This window comes from Pseudomonas grimontii, from assembly GCF_007858185.1.
GTDB lineage: Bacteria > Pseudomonadota > Gammaproteobacteria > Pseudomonadales > Pseudomonadaceae > Aquipseudomonas > Aquipseudomonas grimontii.
On the sequence record NZ_VFES01000011.1, the window covers coordinates 1 to 19,321 of the forward strand.

Annotated in this window: 16 protein-coding genes and 2 pseudogenes; 14 read left to right on the forward strand and 4 right to left on the reverse strand. The window is 59.4% G+C overall.

Annotated features, from left to right (window positions below; translation table 11 throughout):
- Positions 1-234: 234 nt before the first annotated feature.
- The 3 genes and pseudogenes from FIV39_RS17595 to FIV39_RS17605 form a co-directional block, all read right to left on the reverse strand.
- A complete protein-coding gene (locus tag FIV39_RS17595) occupies positions 235-1,680 on the reverse strand; it encodes a mannose-1-phosphate guanylyltransferase/mannose-6-phosphate isomerase (protein ID WP_090409764.1) in 1,446 nt (481 codons plus the stop codon).
- 1,058 nt (positions 1,681-2,738) lie between these two features.
- A pseudogene (locus FIV39_RS33945) lies at positions 2,739-2,954 on the reverse strand (hypothetical protein); the annotation flags it as partial.
- A 12-nt stretch (positions 2,955-2,966) separates the two neighbouring features.
- A complete protein-coding gene (locus tag FIV39_RS17605; RefSeq protein ID WP_090400244.1) occupies positions 2,967-3,956 on the reverse strand; it encodes a class I SAM-dependent methyltransferase in 990 nt (329 codons plus the stop codon).
- Positions 3,957-4,406: 450 nt separating this feature from the next.
- On the opposite strand from FIV39_RS17605, the gene FIV39_RS17610 reads away from it, so the two are divergent.
- Positions 4,407-5,972: a methyl-accepting chemotaxis protein gene (locus FIV39_RS17610; RefSeq protein ID WP_090400247.1), complete on the forward strand. Its 1,566-nt coding sequence runs from the start codon at positions 4,407-4,409 to the stop codon at positions 5,970-5,972.
- Positions 5,973-6,014: 42 nt separating this feature from the next.
- Here the strand turns inward: FIV39_RS17610 and FIV39_RS17615 are convergent, their stop codons facing one another.
- A complete protein-coding gene (locus FIV39_RS17615) occupies positions 6,015-6,749 on the reverse strand; it encodes an alpha/beta family hydrolase (RefSeq protein ID WP_090400249.1) in 735 nt (244 codons plus the stop codon).
- A 79-nt stretch (positions 6,750-6,828) separates the two neighbouring features.
- Between FIV39_RS17615 and ccoN (FIV39_RS17620) the strand changes: the two genes are divergently transcribed.
- The 13 genes and pseudogenes from ccoN (FIV39_RS17620) (at position 6,829) to FIV39_RS17680 (ending at position 19,287) form a co-directional block, all read left to right on the forward strand.
- Positions 6,829-8,253 (forward strand): cytochrome-c oxidase, cbb3-type subunit I, encoded by a 1,425-nt coding sequence (ccoN, locus tag FIV39_RS17620; protein WP_090400251.1) that lies wholly within the window; start codon positions 6,829-6,831, stop codon positions 8,251-8,253.
- A gap of 10 nt (positions 8,254-8,263) precedes the next feature.
- Positions 8,264-8,871: pseudogene (gene ccoO, locus FIV39_RS17625) on the forward strand (cytochrome-c oxidase, cbb3-type subunit II).
- Positions 8,872-8,874: 3 nt separating this feature from the next.
- Positions 8,875-9,075 (forward strand): cbb3-type cytochrome oxidase subunit 3, encoded by a 201-nt coding sequence (locus FIV39_RS17630; RefSeq protein ID WP_090400255.1) that lies wholly within the window; start codon positions 8,875-8,877, stop codon positions 9,073-9,075.
- On the forward strand, positions 9,072-9,986 hold the full coding sequence (ccoP, locus tag FIV39_RS17635) for a cytochrome-c oxidase, cbb3-type subunit III (protein WP_090400257.1): 915 nt from the start codon (positions 9,072-9,074) through the stop codon (positions 9,984-9,986). Before FIV39_RS17630 ends, ccoP (FIV39_RS17635) begins: the two co-directional genes overlap by 4 nt.
- A gap of 418 nt (positions 9,987-10,404) precedes the next feature.
- Positions 10,405-11,847: a cytochrome-c oxidase, cbb3-type subunit I gene (ccoN, locus tag FIV39_RS17640; RefSeq protein ID WP_090400259.1), complete on the forward strand. Its 1,443-nt coding sequence runs from the start codon at positions 10,405-10,407 to the stop codon at positions 11,845-11,847.
- Positions 11,847-12,455 carry a cytochrome-c oxidase, cbb3-type subunit II gene (ccoO, locus tag FIV39_RS17645; protein ID WP_003193167.1) on the forward strand — a complete coding sequence of 203 codons (609 nt, stop codon included), beginning with the start codon at positions 11,847-11,849 and terminating at the stop codon, positions 12,453-12,455. The genes ccoN (FIV39_RS17640) and ccoO (FIV39_RS17645) overlap by 1 nt, the downstream gene beginning before the upstream one ends.
- A gap of 6 nt (positions 12,456-12,461) precedes the next feature.
- Positions 12,462-12,647 carry a CcoQ/FixQ family Cbb3-type cytochrome c oxidase assembly chaperone gene (locus FIV39_RS17650; protein WP_003175465.1) on the forward strand — a complete coding sequence of 62 codons (186 nt, stop codon included), beginning with the start codon at positions 12,462-12,464 and terminating at the stop codon, positions 12,645-12,647.
- The gene (gene ccoP / locus FIV39_RS17655; RefSeq protein ID WP_090400261.1) at positions 12,644-13,621 is read left to right on the forward strand and encodes a cytochrome-c oxidase, cbb3-type subunit III; all 978 of its coding nucleotides are present in this window, start codon (positions 12,644-12,646) and stop codon (positions 13,619-13,621) included. Before FIV39_RS17650 ends, ccoP (FIV39_RS17655) begins: the two co-directional genes overlap by 4 nt.
- A gap of 289 nt (positions 13,622-13,910) precedes the next feature.
- Entirely contained in the window at positions 13,911-15,338 is a 1,428-nt protein-coding gene (gene ccoG / locus FIV39_RS17660) for a cytochrome c oxidase accessory protein CcoG (RefSeq protein ID WP_090400263.1), read from the forward strand.
- Positions 15,339-15,371: 33 nt separating this feature from the next.
- On the forward strand, positions 15,372-15,911 hold the full coding sequence (locus FIV39_RS17665; RefSeq protein ID WP_090400265.1) for a FixH family protein: 540 nt from the start codon (positions 15,372-15,374) through the stop codon (positions 15,909-15,911).
- Between the two features lie 8 nt (positions 15,912-15,919).
- Positions 15,920-18,370: a heavy metal translocating P-type ATPase gene (locus FIV39_RS17670; protein WP_090400267.1), complete on the forward strand. Its 2,451-nt coding sequence runs from the start codon at positions 15,920-15,922 to the stop codon at positions 18,368-18,370.
- 22 nt (positions 18,371-18,392) lie between these two features.
- Positions 18,393-18,611, forward strand: coding sequence for a cbb3-type cytochrome oxidase assembly protein CcoS (ccoS, locus tag FIV39_RS17675; protein ID WP_053257431.1), 219 nt, complete (start codon positions 18,393-18,395; stop codon positions 18,609-18,611).
- Complete coding sequence (locus tag FIV39_RS17680; protein WP_090400270.1) at positions 18,604-19,287, forward strand: sulfite exporter TauE/SafE family protein; 684 nt, start codon at positions 18,604-18,606, stop codon at positions 19,285-19,287. Before ccoS ends, FIV39_RS17680 begins: the two co-directional genes overlap by 8 nt.
- Positions 19,288-19,321 lie beyond the last annotated feature (34 nt).

Consider the following 19,321-nt stretch of genomic DNA (forward strand, 5'->3'; position numbering starts at 1 on the left):
GAGTGGGGTCCGGGTGGCGAAAACGTAAGAAATACTCGTCGAATTGATTGTTTTTTGATCATTTGGCGAGTTTAAAAGTTGCGCTAGGTGGTATGCCGGGGAAATACATGGCTACTTCAGACCATCCTTAGTCAAAATTCAATCCCTCAAGAACAATCTTTAATATTCTAAAACTCTTAAAACTCGGCACGGACATCCATACCAAACCACAGTTCATTCAATGATCATGCTCGTCTAGATCACTCGACCATATACATCTTCGAAACGGACGATATCGTCCTCACCCAAGTAGTCTCCACTTTGAACTTCTATTAAGACAAGATCAATAACGCCTGGATTCTTCAACCTATGCTTATGACCAGCACGAATAAAAGTCGACTCATTTGTATTCAACATTAGTTCGGCCTGATCATTGACGACAACTGCCATCCCGCTAACCACTATCCAATGTTCACTCCGGTGGTGATGCATTTGCAGTGAAAGCGAAGCACCCGGCTTGACAACAATACGCTTTATCTTAAATCGCTCGCCACTTTCCAGCGTCGTATAAGTACCCCATGGGCGATGGACAGTACGGTGCAACTTATGCAACGTATGACCGCTGCTTTTCAGCTGACCGACGATGTGCTTCACATCTTGAGCACTATCCCTGTGCGCGATAAGTAACGCGTCAGCAGTGTCGATCACTAATAAGTCTTCGACACCTACCAAAGCGGTGAGGCGATCTTCGCTCTTCACATAGTTGTTGCGTGCCCCGTGGCTGATCACTTCGCCCTCGAAGCGATTTCCATCGACGCCTTCGCACGTTAGGTCACTCACAGCATTCCAAGAGCCGATATCCGTCCAACCGATATCGCACGGCACTACCGCGACGTTCTGAGAGCATTCCATAACTGCATAATCGATCGATATGTCCGTTACCTTGGTAAAGGTGTCGGCATCGACCGTCAGACAGCTGTACCCGGCTGCCACTGCCACCCGCGAATGCGCCAAACATTCACTGACCTCAGCTAGGATCTTAGGCGCGTGCTTTTCCAACTCGCCAAGTATGGTCCCCACCTGAAAACAGAACATTCCCGAGTTCCAAAAATAATTCCCGGCGGCGATATATGATTCAGCGGTTGCGAGGTCTGGTTTCTCGACGTAATTCTCGACTTTGAAACCACCGTCTATTGGCGTATTGACACGAGCCTCAATATAACCAAAGCCGGTTTCCGGGTACTGCGGGCGGATGCCGAAAGTGACAAGCCAACCTTGCGAGGATAGGTGAGTGGCGCGAGCAACAGCTTCTGCAAACGCAGCGTCATCCTTAATCATATGATCGGCAGCAAGTACCAGCATATGCGTTTGATCACCATACTTATCTCGCAACTGAAGAGCGGCAAGAGCAATGGCGGCAGTGGTGTTTCTTCCAAAGGGCTCGAGGATGTAAATCTGAGAGTGACCTTGAGTATTAACGAGGCTATATTCGTCTTCAGTTTTGAAAAGATGCTCGCGGTTGGTAACCGTCACTACTTCAGTGACACCGCGTAGTTTCGCTGCCCGTACGAACGTCTTCTGAATCAGATTCTGCCCATCGGGCAATGTCATAAAAGGCTTCGGATGCGCTTCCCGGGAGACGGGCCAGAGCCTGCTGCCCACGCCGCCAGATAAAATCACAGGGATCAAATTTACATCCATATAAAACACTCTCAAATGGCGATAGAGTTTCACCACGAAGATGACCAAGTGGTCCTCATTCGTCCTAATAAGTAGCCGGGCATCCCCCTGTAAGCCCCATGGTCCAATGTGCTAATTGCTGCACCTGAGCTAGCCTTAGCACAAAACTATATCAGAGAAGAAAGCGCCATGAAACTCTGACAATGGCTGTTTACCTAGCTAAATTCAGGCGCTTCCAAGTGACGCTTTTTAATAGGTTTCCGCGTGGTTTTGCATTGCTAAAAGAGTCGCTTAAGGATCACTCATAGAACCGGTCGAGGCTAATAATCACAGATCAGACGGCAAAATTAAAGGCGCCAGATCGACCAACCGAACAACCGCGCCAGGAGAACAATGCGCAGAGCCATCCAAGGGTAAGCAGAAATGAAAAATTTGCGAGTCATTTGCCCATCCATTATCCAGTGAGAGTCCTAAGATTACAGTACGATCAACATGGGCACTTTTAGTTCAATGAGCCCAACGCACCCGCGACCTAAAAATCAGGCACGCACCAATCAGGGTCAAACAATCGACGCTAGGCTCGAATCTAAAGCAAGGGGCGTACCACCGTTTTTTTGGTGCTATCGCTGCTTAAGCTTCAGCAAGCTGAGCTTGTCGTAAAACGGACACTTCGTTCCTTTAACTAATTTATGTTTTTCCCTATTCTCGAATTATTCTACGGCGAACAGCCCGCATGACAGGCGCTCCGCTCCTGCATCCCACAATCCTTTTCACGCCATCCACAGGTTCGACAGACCGAACAATGTGGCCTGATGCGCAATACTTTTCCCCCAAGCCGCGAGAGCACACTCACGTATAGCCGAACTGACGCTTGATGACGCAAACCGAATATTCAACCTTAGCCCGTAACTGCGATTTTGAGTATTCGATCCTGCGTCGAATGCACCCAACCACTCTTTTTTAGCGTGCTTTATAGCTACTCGTGCGGAGCGCAACCGACCAGATCATCTTGCGCCCCGATACTCAGAGCGTTTCCACGCCGGTCTATCCGCGCGCCCACACGCAAGCTTCCTCGCCATTCAGAACTGATCGACCTGGACCAGGTTCGGAACGCAGGTCGGACTTGCAGGGGCTCTCCAGACGTTTTTTGGGGAGTGGCTCCCCCACCACTTTCCGAGCGCCTCATACGCATAGGCACAGCTCACTATCTGGCCCCGGCTTTGATCAGCATATCCTGCCAGATCGCCTGACCTCTCATCAGAACGATTGAGCACGCCAGCAAACACCATGACGACACGGGCGCCACTTCATAACCTGCCAACAAGCTGGCGAAGTACACGCTTTACAGATGGCGCAAATCTCAGCTGCTTCTTCAGCTCATTCTGGATAACGACCGCATCGCTGAACGCTTTTCGCGCATGCTCAAGATCGCTATTCAGGTCCGGAGAAATACTTTTTCCTGCAACCTCTTTTTCTGGCAAACCGATAAGCCTTGGCTCCCCGAGCTTGGTCAGCGTGATCATAAACTCGCCGGAAATCCCCCCAGAGCCAACAGATGGCTCGCCTTGATTTGGGTCTGACATCGACACATTCAAAAGACCAAGCTCAACCATCGTGCTGATGACCTCTACAAAGCTTTCTGGCGAAAATGCAGAGCAGTGCACATCAAGGTATTCATCAGATCTGAATGAGTTTATCGCGTACTGCAGTGCCTGTTCTAACGTATAGGTGCGCTTGGCTTCCGCCAGCGGCAGATGCAAATCAAAAGACCTGGTGCCGGGTTGGTCGGTATCCGCTACAGCAAGCGACAGACAATCAAATATTTGCTTAGGTGATGGCTTGCTGGACTTTCGAATCCAGGCGTCGACAAATTCGGCAACTGGGGTTGGCTGGCGATAGTAGTCAAAGCAAGCCTCCTTATTAGGGATGACCAGAGCCAGCTTGCCGCCAACCTTTAGAACTGAAAGTACCTCATTGAGCCACCCAATCATATTGGGAACGTGCTCAATTACGTGGGAGGCCAACGCGTAATCGAATACAACGCCAGTGGGTACGGAATCAGCAAGACTGCTACCGGGAGGCCACACAAAATCAAGTGTTTGAATTCCCGAGTAAATCCCTGAATGTGCCGTGACGTTAGTAGCGTTTTTCTCTCGTAGCGCTTCTGTTGACGTGTAGTCGGTGTAATAGACGTTGTACCTTTCCTTGGGCACTACTGGGCGGAAAAGCGGCGCAATTTCCAGGCCGCATCCTGAAAGATCTAAATGCTTGGTTATCAACCTTTGGCGGCTATCCATAAAACCCATCCATATTTTTTGTATGCCAACCCTATCACGAGTGTTCCGACGATTCATCAATCGGTAACCCGCGATAGGCCGATACGCCTTTTATTTAGATCATTCTCTCGACGTTAACCCTAAGCGTTCCGAATGGGTGGTCGTTAGTGGAGCCCTTAACACGCTCAAAAGGATTAAGGCAACGATAGCCGAGACAATCCAGCCAAATCCAGTAATAGATGTAAGGCTTGCGGTTGCAACATCCCCAACAGAGGCTCCAGTGACTGTCAGGGAGGTAACGCCCGAAGACCCGGAAGCACATCGTAGGTCGTCGATGCTGATACTTGGCCTTGATTGCTGTGCTAGCAATACACCTCGAGGAACGAGCAACCCGCCAATTGTTGCAAAAATAAGTTAAATAAACCCCCGTTACCGCCGATACCCAATGAAAGCCTTGCGGATTGAACAATCATGCGTAATAACCAACCCGTTACCCAGCGCGAACGTACCTTCCCCGCTCAGCAACGGTTGATCTCCACCACAGATGCCAAAGGCGTGATCACCTACTGCAACGACGCTTTCGTCGAAATCAGTGGGTTCTCTCGCGACGAACTGGTGCGTGCGCCGCACAATCTGGTCCGTCACCCGGACGTGCCAGCGGCCGTGTTCGGGCATATGTGGACCACGCTCAAACAAGGCTTGCCATGGATGGGCATCGTTAAGAACCGCTGCAAGACGGGCGATCACTACTGGGTTAACGCCTATGTGACGCCGGTCTTCGAAGGCAACCAGGTGGTCGGCTACGAATCGGTGCGCATCAAGCCCACTGCCGAGCAGATCCGCCGTGCCGAAGCGCTCTACCAACGCATCAACCAGGGCAAGTCGGCCGTTCCCCAGCGGGACAAGTGGCTGCCGGTGTTGCAGGACTGGCTGCCGTTTATCCTGATCAGCCAATTGAGCTTCATGATCGGTGTGTCGCTCAACTCCCACTGGGGCTTTGCCCTGGCGGCGGGTTTGTCGGTGCCGTTGGGCTTGCTCGGTCTGAGCTGGCAACAGCGCGGTCTCAAGCGTTTGCTGCGCCTGGCCGAGCAGACCACGTCCGACCCGTTGATCGCGCAGATGTACACCGACAGCCGTGGCGCCCAGGCGCGCCTGGAGATGTCGATCCTCAGCCAGGAGGCACGTCTGAAGACCTGCCTCACGCGCTTGCAGGACACTGCCGAGCACCTCAACGACCAGGCGGCGCAGTCCAATACCCTGGCGCACAACAGCTCCAGCGGCTTGGAACGCCAGCGCGTGGAAACCGAGCAGGTGGCCACGGCGGTCAACCAGATGGCGGCGACCACTCAGGAAGTGGCCAGCCATGTGCAGCGCACCGCCGACGCCACCCAGGAAGCCAATCGCCTGACCGGTCGCGGTCGCGATATTGCCGGGGAAACCCGCGAGGCGATTCAGCGTCTGTCGGTGGCCGTGGGCGAGACCGGCGTGACCGTCACCCAACTGGCCAAGGACAGCGATGAGATCGGCGGCGTAGTCGACGTGATCAAAGGCATTGCCGACCAAACCAACCTGTTGGCGCTCAACGCCGCCATTGAAGCAGCGCGTGCCGGTGAGATGGGCCGGGGGTTTGCGGTGGTCGCCGATGAAGTCCGCCAACTGGCGCAGCGCACGGCTGAGTCGACCGGGCAGATCCATGCCCTGATCGCCAAGCTGCAGCAAACCGCTGCCGCCGCCGTGCAAACCATGGACGCCGGGCATCGCCAGGCCGAAGAAGGGGTGGCGCGGGTGATGGAGGCGGATCAGGCGTTGGTGGGCATCAGTGAAGCGGTGGCGCATATCACCGACATGACCACCCAGATTGCGGCCGCCACCGAAGAGCAAAGCTCGGTAGCCGAAGAGATCAGCCGTAATATCAGCACCATTGCGCTGTTGGCGGATCAGACCTCGGAGCAGGCGATGAACTCGGCGCAGTTGAGTGAGGAATTGACGCGTACCGCCAATACCCAGTACTCCCTGGTCGAGCGTTTTAACCGCTAGACCGCTATCGAGGGCAAGCCCCCTCCCACACTTTGACTGTATTCACACATCAACATGTGGGAGGGGGCGTGCTCCGATGAGGCCCTGACAGGCACCGAGAAACCTGGCGACCTGCACCGCCCCAGCCTCCAGATGCTGCTCATGGCTGAACCCCGAAGCCTTCAACGGCTTCAAGTCATGATCCCCCGCGACCAGCCACATCACCTCGATGCTCGGCGATAATTCATAGCCCGCCACCGCCACCCGATTACCCAAGGCATCGCGCTCGCCCTGCACAATCAGCGTCGGCGTGTTCAGCCCGGCCAGATGCTCGACCCGTGGTTTCTCCGGCTTGCCCACCGCATAGAACGGATACCCCAGGCACACCAGGCCATCGACGGCCAATTCATCCGCTAACAGACTCGCCATGCGCCCGCCCATGGACTTGCCGCCAATGGCCAGTTTCCCAGCGACATGACGTCGCACCTCGGCATATACCCCGCGCCACGCCTCCAGCAGTTTCGGCGCCGGGTTGGGTGGGCGTTTGCCGCCGTCCAGTCGGCGCTGGGCCATGTAGGGAAACTCGAAGCGCAACACGTTCACGCCATGCCCGGCAAGGCGTGCAGACATGTCGTTCATGAAGGATGAGTCCATCGGCGCGCCGGCGCCGTGGGCCAGGATCAGCGTCACGCAGTCACTGGAAACAGCGCCCGACGCACCATTCCATAACCAGCCATGTTCCCGCACACACTGCGCCCATTGATCCCCGTCAATACTGGCCTTGTGCTCTTTGCCCATGCTTGCCTCGCTATTCAGTCTGCCTATAACTCCAGCCCAAGTGCCGCATCTGCTTGGGTTGAACCGTGGATGGGGAACCATGAACACTACTTTAAGTACCGCCTATAACTACAAGGTGGTCCGCCAATTCGCCATTATGACGGTGGTGTGGGGCATCGTCGGCATGGGGCTCGGGGTTTTTCTCGCCGCCCAATTGGTTTGGCCCGCGCTCAACTTCGACTTGCCCTGGACCAGCTTCGGCCGCCTGCGCCCGCTGCACACCAACGCGGTGATCTTCGCGTTCGGTGGCTGTGCGCTGTTCGCCAGCTCCTTCTACTCGGTGCAGCGTACCTGCCAAACCCAACTGTTCGCGCCGAAAATCGCCGCGTTCTGCTTCTGGGGCTGGCAGTTGGTCATCCTCTTGGCCGCAATCACCTTGCCGCTGGGTTACACCAGCTCCAAGGAATACGCCGAGCTGGAATGGCCGATCGACATCCTGATCACCGTCGTCTGGGTGGCCTACGCCATTGTGTTCTTTGGCACCGTGGCCAAGCGCACCACCAAGCACATCTACGTCGGTAACTGGTTCTTCGGTGCATTCATCATCACCGTGGCGATCCTGCATATCGTCAACAACCTGGAAATCCCGGTCAGCCTGACCAAGTCCTACTCGCTGTATGGCGGTGCGACGGATGCCATGGTGCAGTGGTGGTATGGGCATAACGCGGTAGGCTTTTTCCTCACCGCCGGTTTCCTCGGGATGATGTACTACTTCGTGCCGAAACAGGCCGAACGTCCGGTGTATTCCTATCGCCTGTCGATCGTGCACTTCTGGGCACTGATCACCCTGTACATCTGGGCCGGTCCTCACCACTTGCACTACACCGCGCTGCCGGACTGGGCACAGTCGCTGGGCATGGTGATGTCGCTGGTACTGCTGGCTCCGAGCTGGGGCGGCATGATCAACGGCATGATGACCCTGTCGGGCGCCTGGCATAAGTTGCGCAGCGACCCGATCCTGCGCTTTTTGGTGGTGTCCCTGGCGTTCTACGGCATGTCGACCTTCGAAGGTCCGATGATGGCGATCAAGACCGTCAACTCGCTGTCCCACTACACCGACTGGACCATCGGCCACGTACACGCCGGCGCCCTCGGTTGGGTGGCGATGATCTCCATCGGCGCGCTGTACCACATGATCCCGAAAGTCTTCGGTCGCGAGCAGATGTACAGCCTCGGCCTGATCAACGCGCACTTCTGGCTGGCGACCATCGGCACCGTGCTCTACATCGCCTCGATGTGGGTCAACGGCATCGCCCAGGGCCTGATGTGGCGTGCGATCAACGACGACGGCACCTTGACCTACTCCTTCGTCGAAACCCTGGTGGCCAGCCACCCAGGCTTCATCGTGCGGTTGGTGGGCGGTGCGGTGTTCCTCAGCGGCATGTTGCTGATGGCTTACAACACATGGCGCACCGTGCGCTCGGCACAACCTGTCGAAGCCGCCCCTGTCGCGCAGATGGCCTGAGGAGTCAGTGATGAAACACGAAACGATTGAAAAAAACGTCGGCCTGCTGATGCTGCTCATGGTGCTCGCCGTGAGCATCGGCGGCCTGACCCAGATCGTCCCGCTGTTCTTCCAGGACGTGACCAACAAGCCGGTGGAAGGCATGAAGCCCTACACCGCGCTGCAACTGGAAGGCCGCGACATCTACATCCGCGAAGGCTGCGTACAGTGCCACTCGCAGATGATCCGCCCGTTCCGCGCCGAGACCGAGCGCTACGGCCACTACTCGGTCGCCGGTGAAAGCGTGTGGGACCACCCGTTCCTGTGGGCTCCAAGCGTACCGGGCCAGACCTGGCGCGCGTCGGCGCTCGCTACTCGGACGACTGGCACCGCGCGCACTTGTACAACCCGCGCAACGTAGTGCCTGAGTCGAAAATGCCGGCCTACCCGTGGCTGGTCACGGCCGCAGTCGACAACAGCCACACCGAGACCAAGTTGAAAGTGATGCGCACCCTCGGCGTGCCGTACACCGACGACGACATCAGTGCCGCGGTGGCCAGCCTCAAGGGCAAGACCGAAATGGACGCGCTGGTTTCGTACCTGCAAGTGCTCGGCACCGCCATCAAGAGCAAGAGGTGAGCCATGGGATTTGAATTCGATGCAGGCACCATCCGCGGCCTCGGCACGCTGATCGTCGCCATCGCCTTTATCGGCCTGTCGCTGTGGGTATTCAACAACCGGCGCAATGCGGAATTCGAGGAAGCGCGCCTGCTGCCCTTCGCCGATGAACCTTCGCCATCCGACGCTCACCAAGAGCCTGCAACAAGGAGCAACCGGCCATGACTACCTTCTGGAGTACATGGATCTGCGTACTGACCATCGGCAGCCTGATCGGCCTGACCTGGCTGTTGTTCGCCACCCGCAAGGGCGAGACCAAGGGCAGTGTCGACCAGACCATGGGCCACGCCTTCGACGGTATCGAGGAATACGACAACCCCCTGCCCCAGTGGTGGTTCATGTTGTTCGCCGGCACCCTGGTGTTTGCCGTCGGCTACCTGATCCTCTACCCGGGCCTGGGCAACTGGAAAGGCGTGTTGCCGGGCTATGAAGGCGGCTGGACCTCGGCCAAGGAGTGGGACAAGGAGATGGCCAAGGCCGACACCAAGTTCGGGCCGATCTTCGCCAAATTCTCAGCCATGCCCGTGGAAGAAGTCGCGAAAGACCCGCAAGCGCTGAAAATGGGCGGTCGCCTGTTCGCCTCCAACTGCGCGGTGTGCCACGGCTCGGATGCCAAGGGCGCATTCGGCTTTCCAAACCTGGCTGACAACATCTGGCGCTGGGGCGGTTCGGCCGACGCGATCAAGACCACCATCATGAACGGTCGCCACGCGGCAATGCCGGCCTGGGGTGACATGCTGGGCGACGAAGGCGTGAAAAACGTCGCCGCCTATGTGCGTCACGATATCGCCAAGCTGCCCCTGCCGGCCGACAGCACCGCCGACCTGGCCGCCGGCCAAGCCACGTTCAACACCACCTGCGTGGCCTGCCATGGTCCGCAAGGCCAAGGCATGGAAGCCATGGGCGCGCCGAACCTGACGCTGCCCGCCGGTTACATCTACGGCACCAGCCTCGCGCAGTTGCAGCAGACGATTCGTCACGGCCGCCAAGGCCAGATGCCAGCGCAGGAAGTGCTGCAGGGCAATGACAAAGTGCATCTGCTGGCGGCTTACGTGTATAGCCTGTCCCATCAATAGCAGCAGGTGAGCTGGAAGTTTTAAGCTTCAAGCTGCAAGAGAAGAGCCCCCAACTTGGATCTTGCAGCTGTTTTTTCTTGCGGCTTGCAACTTGCCGCTTATGGCTGCCGCTCTGCGGCAGTTCGTCACACCCTTCCAAAGCACAACTTTCCCCTCCTGCCATTCGGGTCTACGCTTGCTTGCACAGCGGACCAATCTTGGCGTACGCAACGACAGTCGTTGCGACCCCCAAAATTTCCTGTCCACTCGATCAGCTTTCGATTTCGGATTTTATCCTTACGCCAAACATGGAAAGGGCGCAGAATCTGGCGTGGAACGCATTGACACAGGTCAGCCTTGCGTTGCAATGGCCCCTTGCTTTCTACATACTTGCGGCCGAATTTTACCTATAAAAAAACCTAAACCGTGGAACCTTAGAATGAGCACAGCAATCAGTCCGACTGCTTATAACTATAAGGTAGTCCGCCAGTTCGCCATCATGACGGTGGTCTGGGGGATCCTTGGCATGGGGCTCGGGGTGTTCATCGCCTCGCAACTGGTTTGGCCGGAATTGAATTTCGGCTTGCCATGGACAACCTTCGGCCGCCTGCGCCCGCTGCACACCAACCTGGTGATTTTCGCCTTCGGCGGATGTGCATTGTTTGCCACCTCCTACTACGTCGTGCAGCGAACCTGCCAAACGCGACTGATCTCCGACAGCCTTGCGGCCTTCACCTTCTGGGGTTGGCAAGCGGTCATCGTCGGTGCCATCGTTACCCTGCCGCTGGGCTACACCACCACCAAGGAATACGCCGAGCTGGAATGGCCGATCGCGATTTTGCTCGCCATCGTCTGGGTGACCTACGCGGTGGTGTTCTTCGGCACCATCGTCAAGCGCAAGACCAAGCACATCTACGTGGGCAACTGGTTCTACGGTGCCTTCATCCTGGTGACGGCGATGCTGCACATCGTCAACCACGCCTCGTTGCCGGTCAGCCTGTTCAAGTCCTACTCGGCCTACGCCGGTGCGACGGATGCGATGATCCAGTGGTGGTACGGCCACAACGCTGTAGGTTTCTTCCTCACCACCGGTTTCCTGGGGATGATGTACTACTTCGTGCCGAAACAGGCCGAACGTCCTATTTACTCGTATCGCCTGTCCATCGTGCACTTCTGGGCACTCATCACCCTGTACATCTGGGCCGGCCCGCACCACTTGCACTACACCGCGTTGCCGGACTGGGCACAGTCCCTGGGCATGGCGATGTCGATCATCCTGCTGGCCCCGAGCTGGGGTGGCATGATCAACGGCATGATGACCCTGTCGGGCGCCTGGCATAAGCTGCGCACCGACCCGATCCTGCGCTTTTTGGTGGTGTCCCTGGCGTTCTACGGCATGTCGACCTTCGAAGGTCCGATGATGGCGATCAAGACCGTCAACTCGCTGTCCCACTACACCGACTGGACCATCGGCCACGTACACGCCGGCGCCCTCGGCTGGGTAGCGATGATTTCCATCGGCGCGCTGTACCACATGATCCCCAAACTGTTCGGCCGTGCGCAGATGCACAGTGTCGGGCTGATCAACACGCACTTCTGGCTGGCCACCATCGGCACCGTGCTCTACATCGCTTCGATGTGGGTCAACGGCATCACCCAGGGCCTGATGTGGCGTGCGATCAACGATGACGGCACCCTCACCTACTCCTTCGTCGAAGCGCTGCAAGCCAGTCACCCTGGTTTCATCGTCCGCGCCATCGGTGGTGCGTTCTTTGCCAGCGGCATGCTGTTCATGGCCTACAACGTCTGGCGCACCGTGCGTGCCTCCGACCCGGCCGAAGCCGAAGCCGCCGCCAAGATCGCCGTTGTGGGAGCCCACTGATGAAGCATGAAGTAGTCGAGAAGAATATCGGCCTGCTGGCCTTCTTCATGGTCATCGCCGTGAGTATCGGCGGCCTGACCCAGATCGTTCCGCTGTTTTTCCAGGACGTGACCAACAAGCCGGTCGAAGGCATGAAGCCGCGCACCGCCCTTGAACTGGAAGGCCGCGACGTCTACATCGCCAACGGTTGTGTCGGCTGCCACTCGCAGATGATCCGCCCGTTCCGCGCCGAAACCGAACGCTACGGCCACTACTCGGTGGCCGGTGAAAGCGTGTGGGACCACCCGTTCCTGTGGGGTTCCAAGCGCACCGGCCCGGACCTGGCCCGTGTCGGCGGGCGTTACTCCGATGACTGGCAACGTGCGCACTTGTACAACCCGCGCAACGTGGTGCCTGAGTCGAAAATGCCAGCGTACCCGTTCCTCGTGGAAAACAAGCTCGACGGCAAGGACACCGCGAAGAAGATGGAAGTCTTGCGCACCCTGGGCGTGCCCTACACCGACGAAGACATCGCCGGTGCAGCCGCAGCCGTGAAGGGCAAGACCGAAATGGACGCATTGGTGGCCTACCTGCAAGGCCTGGGCACCATCATCAAAAGCAAACGGTGATTCTTCATGGATATCGGGATGATTCGTGGCCTGGGCACCGTTGTCGTGATGGTGGCCTTTATCGGCCTGGCGTTGTGGGTGTTCAGCCCCAAGCGCAAGTCGGAGTTTGAAGACGCGACCTTGCTGCCCTTTGCGGATGATCCCGAAGCCATCAAGCACGTCGAGCAAGCTTCTAGGAGTAACAAAGAATGACTACGTTCTGGAGTCTGTACGTCACAGTCCTCAGCCTGGGTACCATCTTCGCCCTGACCTGGCTGCTGCTGTCGACCCGCAAGGGCCAGCGCGCCGAGCAAACCGACGAGACCGTCGGCCACTCGTTCGATGGCATTGAGGAGTACGACAACCCGTTGCCGAAGTGGTGGTTCATGCTGTTCGTCGGCACCATCATCTTCGCCCTCGGCTACCTGGTGCTGTACCCCGGCCTGGGCAATTGGAAAGGCCTGCTGCCGGGCTACAACTACCTCGACAACGACAAGCAAACCCCGTTCGCCAACGGCCAGACCGGCTGGACCGGCGTGCACGAATGGGAAAAGGAAATGGCCAGGTCGGACGCCAAGTTCGGGCCGATCTTCGCCAAATTCGCCTCGATGCCGATTGAAGACGTCGCCAAGGACCCGCAAGCCCTGAAGATGGGCGGTCGCCTGTTCGCCTCCAACTGCTCGGTGTGCCACGGCTCCGACGCCAAGGGCGCCTACGGCTTCCCCAACCTGACCGACGCCGATTGGCGCTGGGGCGGCGAACCGGCGACCATCAAGGAAACCATCATGAAAGGCCGCCATGCCGTCATGCCGGCCTGGCTGGACATCCTCAAGGAACAAGGCGTCAGCGACGTCGCCGCGTTCGTCGTCACCAACCTCGACGGCCGCAAGCTGCCGGAAGGCGTGAAAGCCGATGTGGCCAACGGCGAGAAACTCTTCGCCGCCAACTGCGTGGCCTGCCACGGCCCCGCTGGCAAAGGCACCCCCGCCATGGGCGCGCCCGACCTGACCCACCCCGGCGCGTTCATCTACGGCTCGAGCTTCGCCCAACTGCAGCAGACCATCCGTTGGGGTCGTCAGGGCCAGATGCCTGCGCAGGAGCAACTGCAGGGCAACGACAAGGTCCACTTGCTCGCGGCGTATGTCTACAGCTTGTCCCATGGGGATAAGAAGGCCGAGGAGCAGTAAGGCTGATCGTTATTTAGACACCCAGAAGATCCAATGTGGGAGGGGGCAAGCCCCCTTCCACATTGGATCTTCTGCATTTTGAAGGTTGAGCCCACAAAAACCGTCCATACTTCCCAAGTCAATTGATCCAGGTCACGTACACCATCAATTGATTTCCCCCAACGCGACCAAAGGTCGCACCCTTTGAGCGGCATCGGGGGCGTATCATTACGCCACTGCAAGACCCTTTATTTGACCCCGGTTGGCACGTACTGGCCGAGGCAAATCTCCACCGCCGTGGGATGCAATGATGAGCAACCAGATACCGGTACACGACGTTACCCCGCCTGCCAAAAACTCGAATAGCCCTGACGGTAAGAGCGTCGACCTCTACGCGTCGCGAGAGAAAATCTACACCCGTGCCTTCACCGGCCTGTTCCGCAACCTGCGCATGCTCGGCGGCGCCGGTCTATTCCTGCTCTACTTCGGCACGGTGTGGCTGAACTGGGGTGGCCACCAGGCGGTGTGGTGGAACCTGCCGGAACGTAAATTCTTTATTTTCGGCGCGACCTTCTGGCCCCAGGACTTCATCCTGCTGTCGGGCATCCTGATCGTCGCGGCGTTTGGCCTGTTCTTTATTACCGTGTACGCCGGCCGCGTGTGGTGCGGTTATACCTGCCCGCAAAGCGTGTGGACATGGATCTTCATGTGGTGCGAAAAAGTTACCGAAGGCGACCGCAACCAGCGCATCAAGCTGGACAAGGCGCCGATGGGCGCCAACAAGTTCCTGCGCAAGTTCAGCAAGCACACGCTGTGGCTGCTGATCGGCTTTGCCACCGGCATGACCTTCGTCGGCTACTTCTCGCCGATCCGCGAACTGGTGTTCGACTTCTTCACCGGCCAGGCCGATGGCTGGTCGTATTTCTGGGTCGGGTTCTTCACCCTCGCCACCTATGGCAACGCCGGCTGGCTGCGCGAACAGGTGTGCATCTATATGTGCCCGTACGCACGCTTCCAGAGCGTGATGTTCGACAAGGACACGCTGATCGTCTCCTATGACCCACGCCGTGGCGAAGTGCGTGGTCCGCGTAAAAAAGGCGCCGACTACAAGGCCCAGGGCCTGGGCGACTGCATCGACTGTACGATGTGCGTACAGGTATGCCCCACCGGTATCGACATCCGCGACGGCCTGCAAATCGAGTGCATCGGTTGCGCCGCCTGTATCGATGCCTGCGACAACATCATGGACAAGATGGAGTACCCGCGCGGCCTGATCAGCTACACCACCGAGCACAACCTGTCCGGGCAGAAAACCCACAAGCTGCGCCCACGCCTGATCGGGTATGCCCTGGTGTTGCTGGCAATGATGAGCCTGCTGGCAGGAGCGTTCTTCATGCGTTCGCTGGTGGGCTTCGACGTGAGCAAGGACCGTGTGCTGTACCGCGAAAACGCCGAAGGGCGCATCGAAAACGTCTACAGCCTGAAGATCATGAACAAGGACCAGCGCGATCACACCTACGTGCTCGACGCCGCCGGCCTGCCGGACCTCAAGCTGCAAGGCCGACGTGAAATCAAAGTGGCGGCCGGCGACATCGTCAGCATGCCGGTGGAACTGTCGAGTGCGCCGGAGCAACTGCCGTCGAGTACCAACGAGGTGACGTTCATCCTCAAGGATGCCGATGACGCCAGCGTCCATATTGAAGCGAAGAGCCGATTCATTGGCCCCCAGGTTCGTTAATAAATAGAAAGCTTCGTTAAAGAGAGCAGAACAATGCCCCAAGCCACTGCCGCAAGCCCTTGGTACAAGCACCTCTGGCCCTGGATCATCATTGGGATCCTGGCCTGCTCGGTGACCTTGACCTTGTCCATGGTGACCATCGCGGTGAACAACCCGGACAACCTGGTCAACGACAACTACTACGAGGCCGGCAAAGGCATCAACCGCTCCCTGGACCGCGAACGGCTGGCCCAGACCCTGCAACTGCGCGCCAAGCTGCACCTGGATGAGCTGACCGGTGAAGTCGAGTTGAACCTCACCGGCTACAGCAACCCAAACACCCTGGAACTGAACCTGATCTCCCCGACCCAGCCAGAGAAGGACCGCAAGATCAACCTGACCCGCAGCGACAGCGAACCGGGCCGCTACATCGGCCAGGTCACCGACAAGGTCGAAGGCCGCCGCTTCGTGGAACTGCTGGGTGTGGAAGGCGACAAGACCTGGCGCCTGTTCGAGGAAGAAGAAGTCAGCCACGACAAGGACTTGCTGCTGGGTGATGAACCGTTGCAGGGTGCTGAAGACCTGAAAAAATAGCAGCGCCCATGACCAGCCCAACCCCCTGCTACCACTGCGCCCTGCCCGTCCCGTCCGGCAGTCGGTTCACCGCCGTGATCCTCGGCGAGCGCCGCGAGCTGTGCTGCCCCGGCTGCCAGGCCGTGGCCGAAGCGATTGTGGCCGGTGGGCTGGAAAGCTATTACCAGCATCGCAGCGAAGCCTCGGCCAACCCCGAGACGCTGCCGGTGCAGTTGGTGGACGAACTGGCGCTGTATGACCGCGCCGACGTGCAAAAACCCTTCGTGCACCATGAAGGCGACCTCGCTGAAACCACCCTGTTGATGGAAGGCATCAGTTGCGCCGCCTGTGGCTGGTTGATCGAAAAACACCTGCGCAGCCTGCCCGCCGTGGCCGAAGCGCGGCTGAACCTGTCCAATCATCGCCTGCAAGTGCGCTGGGCCGACGGGCAATTGCCGTTGAGCCAGGTGCTCAGTGAACTGCGCCATATCGGCTATGCCGCCCATCCGTATCAAGCCGACCGCGCGGCCGAGCAACTGGCCAGCGAAAACCGCCTGGCCCTGCGCCAACTGGGGGTCGCCGGGCTGCTGTGGTTCCAGGCGATGATGGCGACCATGGCCACCTGGCCGGAATTCAACATCGACCTGAGCCCCGAACTGCACGTGATCCTGCGCTGGGTGGCGATGTTTCTGACAACGCCCATCGTGTTCTACAGCTGTGCGCCGTTCTTCAAGGGCGCCCTGCGCGACTTGCGTACGCGCCACCTGACCATGGACGTGTCGGTGTCCCTGGCCATTGGCGGGGCTTACGTGGCCGGGATCTGGACCGCGATCACCGGCGTGGGCGAGCTGTATTTCGATGCGGTGGGCATGTTTGCGCTGTTCCTGCTGGCCGGTCGCTACCTGGAGCGCCGCGCCAGGGAACGTACGGCCGCGGCCACCGCGCAGTTGGTCAACCTGCTGCCCGCCTCATGCCTGCGCCTCAAAGATGACGGCCAGAGCGAACGTATTCTTTTGAGCGAACTGGCACTCGGCGACCGTGTGCTGGTGCATCCCGGCGCGGTTCTGCCGGCAGATGGGGTGATCCTCGACGGCCGGTCCAGCATCGATGAGTCGCTGCTCACCGGTGAGTACCTGCCGCTGCCGCGCCAAACCGGTGATGCCGTCACCGCCGGCACTTTGAACGTCGAAGGCGCGCTGACCGTCGAAGTGCGCGCCTTGGGTCACGAAACCCGCCTGTCCGCCATCGTGCGCCTGCTGGAACGGGCCCAGGCCGAGAAGCCGCGCCTGGCCCAGATCGCCGACCGCGCCGCACAGTGGTTCCTGCTGGGCTCGCTGATTGCCGCCGCACTGATCGGCCTGCTGTGGTGGCAGTTGGATCCATCGCGGGCATTCTGGATCGTGCTGGCGATGCTGGTCGCGACCTGCCCCTGCGCATTGTCCCTGGCCACGCCGACCGCCCTCACCGCCGCCACCGGCACCCTGCACAAACTCGGGCTATTGCTGACCCGTGGCCATGTGCTCGAAGGCCTGAACCAGATCGACACGGTGATTTTCGACAAGACCGGCACCCTCACCGAAGGGCGCCTGGCGTTGAAAGCGATCCGGCCACTGGCCGCCCTGAACAGCGACGAGTGCCTGGGCCTCGCCGCCGCCCTGGAAAACCGCTCCGAACACCCGATTGCCCGCGCCTTTGGCCGTGCGCCGCTGGCCGCCGACGAGGTGCTCAGCTCACCCGGCCTCGGCCTGGAAGGACGTGTCGGCACACGCCAGTTGCGCATCGGCCAGCCGGGGTTTGTCTGTGCACTCAGTGGTTGTCCAATTCCCGCCTCTCCGGAAGATGACGGCCAATGGCTGCTGCTGGGCGACCGTGACGGCGCCCTTGCCTGGTTCGTCCTCGACGACCGCCTGCGCAGCGATGCACCTGCCCTTTTGGCCGCCTGCAAGGCACGCGGTTGGCGCACGCTGCTGCTGTCGGGGGACAGTTCGCCGATGGTCGCCAGTGTCGCCGCTGAACTGGGTATCGATGAAGCCCACGGCGGCCTGCGCCCCGACGACAAGCTGCAGGTGCTGCAACAACTGCACAAGGAAGGCCGCAAGGTGCTGATGCTCGGCGATGGCGTCAACGATGTGCCGGTGCTGGCCGCCGCCGACATCAGCGTGGCCATGGGCTCGGCCACCGACCTGGCCAAGACCAGCGCCGATGCGGTGCTGCTGTCCAACCGCCTGGAGGCCCTGGTGCAAGCCTTCACCCTGGCGCGACGCACCCGCCGGGTAATCATTGAAAACCTGCTGTGGGCCGGGCTGTACAATGGCCTTATGCTGCCGTTTGCCGCCCTCGGTTGGATCACTCCGATCTGGGCGGCGATCGGCATGTCCCTCAGTTCGTTGACCGTGGTGCTCAACGCCCTGCGCCTGACTCGCCTGCCGAGTGCGCAGGCCCACAGCGCCCCTTTGGTAACCCGTCCGCTGCCGGCTTGAGCCGCGTGGGCATGGAGTGCAGATGCCAGCTCTATACGTGATGATTCCGGCGGCGCTGCTGTTAGTGGGCGTGGCCATCTACATCTTCTTCTGGGCGGTGGACAGCGGCCAGTACGACGACCTCGACGGCCCGGCCCACAGCGTACTGTTCGACGACCAGGACCCGAACCACCTGGCAGCCGTCGACGAAGCCAACGGCCCCGAGCAACCGCCCGCGCCCAAAGACCCGCCCCATGCTTGAGCTGGCGCCGCTGCTGGTCTCTGCGCTGATCCTCGGCCTGCTGGGCGGCGGCCATTGCCTGGGCATGTGCGGCGGGCTGATGGGCGCGCTGACCCTGGCGATTCCCAAGGAGCAACGCAGCCGCCGGTTCCGCCTGCTGCTGGCGTACAACCTGGGACGCATCCTCAGCTATGCCAGCGCCGGGTTATTGATTGGCCTGGCCGGCTGGGCCGTGGCCAACAGCCCAGCGGCGTTGTTCATGCGCGTGCTCGCCGGGTTGCTGCTGATCTGCATGGGCCTGTACCTGGCCGGCTGGTGGAGCGGCCTCACCCGTATCGAAAGCCTCGGGCGCGGCCTGTGGCGCTACATACAGCCAGTCGCCAACCGTTTGCTGCCGGTGTCCAGCCTGCCCCGCGCACTGTTGCTGGGCGCGCTGTGGGGCTGGTTGCCGTGCGGGCTGGTCTACAGCACCCTGCTGTGGGCCGCCAGCCAGGGCAATGCGCTCGACAGTGCATTGCTGATGCTGGCTTTTGGGTTAGGCACGTGGCCAGTACTGCTGGCGACCGGGTTGGCGGCCGAACGCGTGACCGCGTTATTGCGCAAGCGCAGCGTGCGTATGGCCGGCGGCGTGCTGGTGATTATTTTCGGTGTCTGGACCCTGCCAGGTCCGCATCAGCACTGGCTGATGGGCCACTAAAAGGCCATGTGGCATAGCGCCGCTCCCCGTTGAC